5 protein-coding genes are annotated in these 7,235 nt (G+C 70.0%); 3 read left to right on the forward strand and 2 right to left on the reverse strand.

Annotated features, from left to right (window positions below):
• The first annotated feature begins 303 nt into the window (after nt 1-303).
• The 3 genes from CM1CMNOD_RS02880 to CM1CMNOD_RS02890 all read left to right on the forward strand — a co-directional run bounded on the left by CM1CMNOD_RS02880 (nt 304) and on the right by CM1CMNOD_RS02890 (nt 3,724).
• On the forward strand, nt 304-957 hold the full coding sequence (locus CM1CMNOD_RS02880) for a hypothetical protein (protein WP_013872172.1): 654 nt from the start codon (nt 304-306) through the stop codon (nt 955-957).
• A 1,018-nt stretch (nt 958-1,975) separates the two neighbouring features.
• Nucleotides 1,976-2,971, forward strand: a complete 996-nt coding sequence (locus tag CM1CMNOD_RS02885) for a zinc-binding dehydrogenase (RefSeq protein ID WP_241250240.1) — start codon at nt 1,976-1,978, stop codon at nt 2,969-2,971.
• A 183-nt stretch (nt 2,972-3,154) separates the two neighbouring features.
• Nucleotides 3,155-3,724: a bacterial proteasome activator family protein gene (locus tag CM1CMNOD_RS02890; protein ID WP_013872175.1), complete on the forward strand. Its 570-nt coding sequence runs from the start codon at nt 3,155-3,157 to the stop codon at nt 3,722-3,724.
• A gap of 328 nt (nt 3,725-4,052) precedes the next feature.
• On the opposite strand, the gene CM1CMNOD_RS02895 is transcribed toward CM1CMNOD_RS02890, so the two are convergent.
• Together CM1CMNOD_RS02895 and CM1CMNOD_RS02900 are read right to left on the reverse strand one after the other, a co-directional pair.
• Nucleotides 4,053-5,513 carry a TldD/PmbA family protein gene (locus tag CM1CMNOD_RS02895; protein ID WP_013872176.1) on the reverse strand — a complete coding sequence of 487 codons (1,461 nt, stop codon included), beginning with the start codon at nt 5,511-5,513 and terminating at the stop codon, nt 4,053-4,055.
• A complete protein-coding gene (locus CM1CMNOD_RS02900) occupies nt 5,510-7,030 on the reverse strand; it encodes a TldD/PmbA family protein (protein WP_050803662.1) in 1,521 nt (506 codons plus the stop codon). Before CM1CMNOD_RS02900 ends, CM1CMNOD_RS02895 begins: the two co-directional genes overlap by 4 nt.
• Between the last annotated feature and the right edge of the window lie 205 nt (nt 7,031-7,235).

Raw genomic sequence — 7,235 nt, forward strand, 5'->3', positions numbered from 1 at the left:
CCCCCTACACCGAACCCGCTCCGATCGAGCCCGAGCCCGAGCCCGAACCCGTCTGATCCGTGCCCGGGCCGGCCGGGGCGGCTCGCATGCCACCCGGTGGCCAGCTGGGCTTCATCGGGCCGGCAGATCAGCATGGGTGACGACGTCACGTGCCGGAGCCGCCGCCGTCGTCCACGGCAGGTCGCCGCGGATCGGGTCTTCTTTTACACGTCTGACGTAGTCGCTCGGGCTTTTTATGAGGCACCCTTGCCGCGGTACTTCTGCCGGACTCGTTCCAGGCAGGTCTCCACGGTACTTTTCTCGATGTTGGGCCGCCGGGCGATGACGACGTGCGGCAGACTCTCGGCCACCCAGGAGAGTCTGCCGTTCCCATGGTGTCAGGGCGGGGTTGTTACGGTCGTCATCGACGAGATGTTCATACGGGCGGCGCTCGGTATCGCGGGCGGAGCATTCGTCCTGCTGTTCGGCGTCACTGCCGCGGATGACCACGCCGATTCCGGCGAGGCCGGGTTGCTCGGCATTGTCGCGCTGGTGTTCCTCGTGCTGGCCGGGGCGCCGCTGGCATGCGCGGCCATGCTGCCTCGCCGGCTGTCATGCATCCGCTTCGTCATTGCCATCGTCATCGTCGAGCCGATCGCTGTGCTCAACGGATTGGTCAACTTTGTCTCCGCGCGGTCCATCGGCTTGTTCCAGCCGCTCGGGCTCTTCCCCGTCATCCGGGGAGCGCTTGTCATCCGGCCATTCGCTCGCCAGGAGGCCAAGGTGCGGCGTCAAGAAAAGTCACTGTTGTCACAATATCCGCCGCATGGCAACTACTGTATGACACCGTTGACCGGACATGATGTAGGCGGATCGGCCGGCAACCAACGGTGTGGGCTCGCGGGAGTGCGGCTGGCGAGTATGCCGCATCGTCGCCAGCGCGCCGGATGGCCGGTGGCAGAGCGAGAGGACCAGTAATCGATGACGGCCTGTCGAAACGGTGGCTCCGTGTTGACCCCGGGACCTCGCGGGCGTGTGGGATGCGTACTTCTCGCGGCACTTTCCATAGCTGGCTGCGGCTCCCAGGTCGCTACCGTCGCGGCGTCCACCAGCGCCCCTGCCATAACCGTCCCTGTCGCCACCGCGGTGCCCACCATTGTGCCTCCTGTCACCTCACCTGCCGCCACCACGGCGTCCATCGTCGTTCCCGTTACCACCTCGCCTGTCGCCAGAGCCGTTCCGTCGCCTCCGCCGTTAAACGCGGTCGACGGCACACGGTTCGAAGCCTGTGTGGACGGCACCTGCGAGGTGTCCGTGCACGGGCCGGTCGACATCGCGGTCGGCCCCGACGCTCTTTCCGTGACCAAGGTAAGTCCCGACGGACTCGACTTCGAGCTGAGCCTGGCGAATGGCGGGCAGGCGTCCGGCACCCTCAAAGGCACCTGCGGTACCATTTTCACGTTTCTCCGCGGCGGTGGTTTCCGTAGCGGATTCTGCGCTCCCGGTAAAGTGCAGGGGCCGCCGGCTCCGGAACCCAGGACGGTTTCGATCCAGTTGGCCGGATGGTCTTCCGACGGGGCCGCCGTACTGCGACTGGTCTCGGGCTAGTCTCTGATCTTCCGTATGGCAGCCCGTACGGTAACGAAACCCTTCCGTCTTCCCGAGGACTTCCGAACGCGGAGACCGTGGGAGCACGATATCAATAAAGGCTGATCAAAGCCGTTTTCTGCCCGTAGGCGGATGACGATTTTCATCATTGTGAACGCCCAATTGCTGATCGTCCGTAATCGGTTCTCGGCCAGAAAAAAGCCAGTCGTCTCGGGACCCCTCCCGGTGTTGTCGGGGCCAGTGGTCCTGAGCAGACTTCGGCACGGTTCGGAAAACCGAAGCCCGGTGGGCCGCGTTCCTGCCGGGGGACGCCTGTTCCCGCGGCCGGTTGATGATCGTGGGTGCGGGTCGGACGCGGTGCGCGGGCGGGCGTGGATACGGTGGGCTGGTGCGCGCGGTGACGGTGGCGTCTTTCGGTGCTCCCGAGGTCATGTCCTGGGCGGAGGTGGACGACCTCGCCCCGCCTGGCCCGGGTGAGATCGCCATCGACGTGGTCGCCTCCGCGGTCAACCGCGCCGACCTGCTGCAACGCCAGGGCTTCTACCCGCCGCCGCCGGGCGCGTCCGCCGTGCTGGGGATGGAGTGCTCCGGCCGGGTCGCCGCGGTCGGCGCCGGGGTGACCGCGTGGCAGCCGGGGGACGAGGTCTGCGCCCTGCTCGCCGGCGGCGGGTACGCGACGAGGGTCAACGTCCCCGCCGGCCACGTGCTCCCGGTGCCGGCCGGGGTGTCACTGCTCGAGGCCGCCGGGCTGCCCGAGGCCGCGGCCACGGTCCACTCGACGGTGTTCGGGGTCGCCGATCTGCGTGACGGCGAGGTGTTCCTGGTGCACGGCGGGGCGTCCGGGATCGGGACGTTCGCGATCCAGGCGGTGCGGGCCCTGCGGCCGTCGTCGACGATCGCGACCACCGCGGGCAGCCCTGCGAAGCTGGTGCGCGTCCGCGAACTCGGAGCCGATCTCGCCATCTCCTACCGGGACGAGGACTTCGTCGACCGGGTGCGGGAGGCCACCGGCGGCCGTGGCGCGGACGTGATCCTCGACAACATGGGCGGGGCGTACCTGGCGCGCAACGTCGAGGCGCTGGCCGTCGAGGGGCGCATCGTCGTCATCGGGCTGCAGGGCGGGCGCAAGGGCGAGCTGAACCTGGCGGCGCTGCTGGCCAAGCGGGGGAGCGTCCACGCGCTGTCTCTGCGGGCCCGGCCGGACGAGCGGAAAGCCGCGATCGTGGCGGACGTCCGTGAGCGGATCTGGCCGGCGGTCGAGGCCGGGGCGATCCGTCCGGTGATCGACCAGGTGGTGCCGATCGAGAAGGTCGCCGACGCGCACCGGCACGTCGAGGAGCTTGGCCACGTGGGCAAGGTCCTGCTCGCCGTGGACACCCCGTAGCCGTGGACATCCTGTAGCCGTGGACATCTCGTAGCCGTGGGCGCCCCGTAACGCGCTGGCCGCGGAAGGCGGAGCTGGCGGCGGATAGTGATGTGGTGGTCGTCCGTTGCTGACGGTGCCCAGTTGCGGACTCGTTTCCGTCCTGGCCGCATACCTGTCGGATCGAGCAGGCAGGATGGGTGTATGGCAGATCAACCGGACCCACGGGTCGTGGTCGTCGGACCGGACGGAACACTGGACGAGGGCACCACGGCTGCCCGTTCGCGGGTCGTGGCCGCCCAGCTCGGTGGCGAACCGGCCGCGTCGCCCGCGGCCGAAGACGACAAGGATCATGCGAGCGCGCTCATGGAGATGGTCCCCCAGCCGGACAAGGTGATGCGGATCGGCTCAATGATCAAACAGTTGCTGGAGGAGGTACGGGCAGCGCCGCTGGACGAGGCGAGCAGGGTACGCCTGCGGGAGATCCACCGTAACGCGATCACCGAGCTCTCCGACGGGCTCGCCCCGGAGCTGGCCGAGGAGCTCGGCCGGCTCACGCTCCCCTTCAACGACTCCCAGACCCCCAGCGACGCCGAGCTGCGGATCGCTCAGGCACAGCTCGTCGGATGGCTGGAAGGACTATTCCACGGCATCCAGACGGCGCTGCTCGCCCAGCAGATGGCCGCCCGGGCCCAACTGGAGGAGATGCGCCGGCGGGCCCTGCCCAGCGCTCCCCAGCAGGGCGAGCAGTTCGGCCGCGGCGCCTACCTGTGAACCCCGTGGGCGGCCTGTGTCGAACCCGTGGGAGGCCTGCCCGCCGCCGGCTCCGCCGGCCGTGGCGGGCCGCGCGGGGACGTGGGGACGCCATGGACGCCGGCCGCGGCCAGAACGACGGAAATGCTGGAACAGCAAACGCCTGGAACACCGGTCAGGCAGTCGGGCGTGCGCGTCCGGTTCTGTTCATGAAAGTGAGGGCGGAAGCGGCTGTCATGGCGCCACCTGTTCCCTCACTTTCATGATGCGACAGCGTCCGATCATGTGTTTCTGATCGTTTCGGGACGGGCCCGCGTCACCTGACAGGCGTTTCGGGGACGCGGGGGTGTCAGCTTGCCGGGCTGACCGAGCTCATGTTGAAGTCCGGGACGCGCAGGGCCGGCATCCGGGCGAGGGTGAACCAGTCCCCCCACTCGCGGGGAAGCGTCCGGACCGTCGCCCCGACCTCGGTGAGCCGGCCCAGCAGGTCCACCGGGCTCTCGTTGAACCGGAAGTTGTTGACCGCGCCGACGACCTCGCCGTCCTCCACCAGGTAGACGCCGTCACGGGTGAGCCCGGTGAGCAGGAGCAGCTGCGGGTCGACCTCGCGGATGTACCACAGGCAGGTCAGCAGCAGCCCCCGCGAGGTGTTCGCGATCAGTTCGTCGAGGGACGCCGTCCCGCCACCGTCAAGGGTCAGGTTGTCGATGAACGGGGTCACCGCCACCTTGCCGCCGTTCCCGTCGCCGCGAGCGGTGGCGTCGCGCGCCGAGGCGCGGGTGTGGATCAGCGCGGCCAGCCTGCCGTCCACGATCCAGTCGGTGCGCCGCAGCGGCAGCCCGTTGTCGAACACGCTCGACGTCGCCGACGACGCCCCGGCGATCACGAACGGGGTCGCCGGCAGCTCCGGGTCCAGCGGGTCGCTGAACAGGTGCAGCCCGGCCGGGCCCAGGGTCTCGCCGATCCGGGTGCCGCCCCCGGCCCGGCTGAACACGGTGCGTCCCTCGGCGGCGTCTCGGCCGGCGGCTGACCAGTAGGTGTAGGTCAGCAGGTCGGCGACGGCCGACGGCGGCAGCAGCGTCTCGTAGCGGCCCGCGGGCAGCTCCACCGAGCGGGCGCTCCAGCCCAGGCGCTCGCGCAGCAGCGCGTGGGTGGCGGGCACGGAGACGTCGGTGAAGTCGTGGGTGGACTGGCCGTGCCACACCGAGCCGGCCGGGGTGGCGCTCTTGGCGTTCCACTCCACCGACCCGGTCGGCTGGCTGTGCCGCAGCCGCAGCCCCGCGGAGGTGCCCAGCCAGGTGGTGGTCAGCTCGTGCTGGGCGAAACCGAACAGGCGCTGCCCGTCCGCCCGCGCCGCGGCGAACGCCTCACCGAGTTCCCGTGCGAACTCGGTGAACACGCCCGTGCTGGTGCGCTGCGCGGGATCGGTGAAGGTGGCTTCCGCGACAGCTTCGGCGGCGGCCACCGCGGTCTCGCCCGGGGAGTGCGGCACGCCGACGTCGGCGCCGGGGCCGAGTAGATCGGCGTAGTCGTCGGCGTCCTCGGCCTCCCGGGCGTCCGCCTCGGACAGGCGCAGCAGCTTCTCCAGATCGTCACTGTCGGCGATGTTACTTGCCGAGCGGACCCCGAACGCCCGGCCCACCACGCTGATCACGGTGACGGACCGGTCACGGGTCGCGCCGTTGGTCGTCAGGGTGTTGTTCGCCCAGCGCAGGTTCACCGTGCTCGACTCGCCGGCGATCACCACGCACCCGTCGGCCCGCGACGACTCCAGCGCCCGTTCGACGATCTCGTGGGACTGTGCGGTCACCGGCCTGCCTCTCGCTGGGTATTGAGGATGTTGACGTTCCGGAACAGCGCCGAGGGGGAGCCGTGGCTGACCGCCGCGACCTGCCCGGGCTGGCCCTTGCCGCAGTTGAACGCCCCGCCGAGCACGTAGGTCGACTCGCCGCCGACAGCCTCGAGCGATCCCCAGAAGTCGGTGGTGGTCGCCTGGTAGGCGACGTCGCGCAGCTGCCCGACGATCCGGCCGTCGCGGATCTCGTAGAACCGCTGGCCGGTGAACTGGAAATTGTACCGCTGCATGTCGATCGACCAGCTCTTGTCACCCACGATGTAGATCCCCCGGTCCACCCGGGAGATCAGTTCCTCGGTGGACGGCCCGCCCGGCGCGGGCCGCAGCGAGACGTTCGCCATCCGCTGGATCGGCACGTGCCCGGGCGAGTCCGCGAACGCGCAGCCGTTGGAACGTCCGGTGCCCAGGGCGGCGGCGTTCTGCGCCGCCATCCGGCGGTCAAGCTGGTAGCCGACCAGGGTGCCGGCGCGGACGATGTCCCACTGCCCGGCCCGCACGCCCTCGTCGTCGTAGCCGATGGTCGCCAGGCCGTGGGGGGCGGTGCGGTCCCCGGTGACGTGCATGGGGGTGGAGCCGTAGCGCAGCGTGCCGATCTTGTCGAGGGTGGCGAAGGAGGTACCGGCGTAGGCGGCCTCGTAGCCCAGTGCCCGGTCGAGTTCGGTGGCATGCCCGATCGACTCGTGGATCGTCAGCCACAGGTTCGACGGGTCGATCACCAGGTCGTAGCGGCCCGGTTCGACCGAGGACGCCTTGGCCTTCTCGGCGAGCAGGGACGGGATCAGCTCGATCTCGGCGTCCCAGTCCCAGCAACCCGCGGCGGGGCCGGCGACCAGCCACTCCCAGCCGCGGCCGACCGGCGGGGCGATCGTGCGCATGGTCTCGAAGCCGCCGGCGGCGCGGTCGACCCGGGTCGCCTCAAGCTGGCAGATCACCCGGACGCGCTGCTGGGTGGTGCTCGTCCCGGCGAGGTCGGCGTAGAACTTGTTCTCCAGTACCTGGCCGAGCCGGCCATCGACATGGTCGACGTCCCTGGCGGCCAGCAGCGTGCGGCACAGCCCCCCGACCCGTTCGATCTTCTCGGTCGTCTCGACGGCGAACGGGTCGACCGTGTAGGCCGACACCCAGGTCGCGTCCGCGTGCACCGGCTCGTCGGCCAGCTCCACCGGTTCGCTGTTCAGCGGACGCGCCACCCGCGCGATCTCGACCGCTTCCCGGGCCACCCGGACAGCCTCGTCCACGGTGAGGTCGACACCGGCGGCGAACCCCCAGGTCCCGTTGTGCACGACCCGGACGGCAAAGCCGACCGCCTGGCCGTCGGTGCGGCTTTCCAAGCCTGCGTCCCGGAAGGACAGCGACGCGTTGCGCAGCCGTTCGATGCGGATGTCGGCATGGGTGGCGCCCAGGTCACGGGCGGTCTGCAGGACGGCGTCGGCGAGGGCGGCCCGGGGCAGCGCGAGGAACTCGGCGTCGATGTCGTGGGCCGGGGTGCCGGCGGCATCCGGCCCCGTCCCGCTGGTGACCCCTCCAGGGCCAGTCCCTCCAGGGCCGCTCACGGGAGTACCGCCGGTGCATGTGCTGGTGACAGATGTGGCATGGATCCATCCTCGCTCCCGGCGAAAGGATCTGTTCGCCGGGGCGGGGATGGATCCATGCCACATCTGTCACCAGCACATGCAC

The organism is Protofrankia symbiont of Coriaria myrtifolia, from assembly GCF_900634755.1.
Classification (GTDB): Bacteria; Actinomycetota; Actinomycetes; order Frankiales; family Frankiaceae; genus Protofrankia; species Protofrankia coriariae.

What these genes read in the sequence shown, in the direction of transcription:
- CM1CMNOD_RS02880 (WP_013872172.1), top strand. Translation starts at nt 304, where the DNA reads ATGTTGGGCCGCCGGGCGATGACGACGTGCGGCAGACTCTCGGCCACC.
- CM1CMNOD_RS02890 (WP_013872175.1), top strand. Translation starts at nt 3,155, where the DNA reads ATGGCAGATCAACCGGACCCACGGGTCGTGGTCGTCGGACCGGACGGA.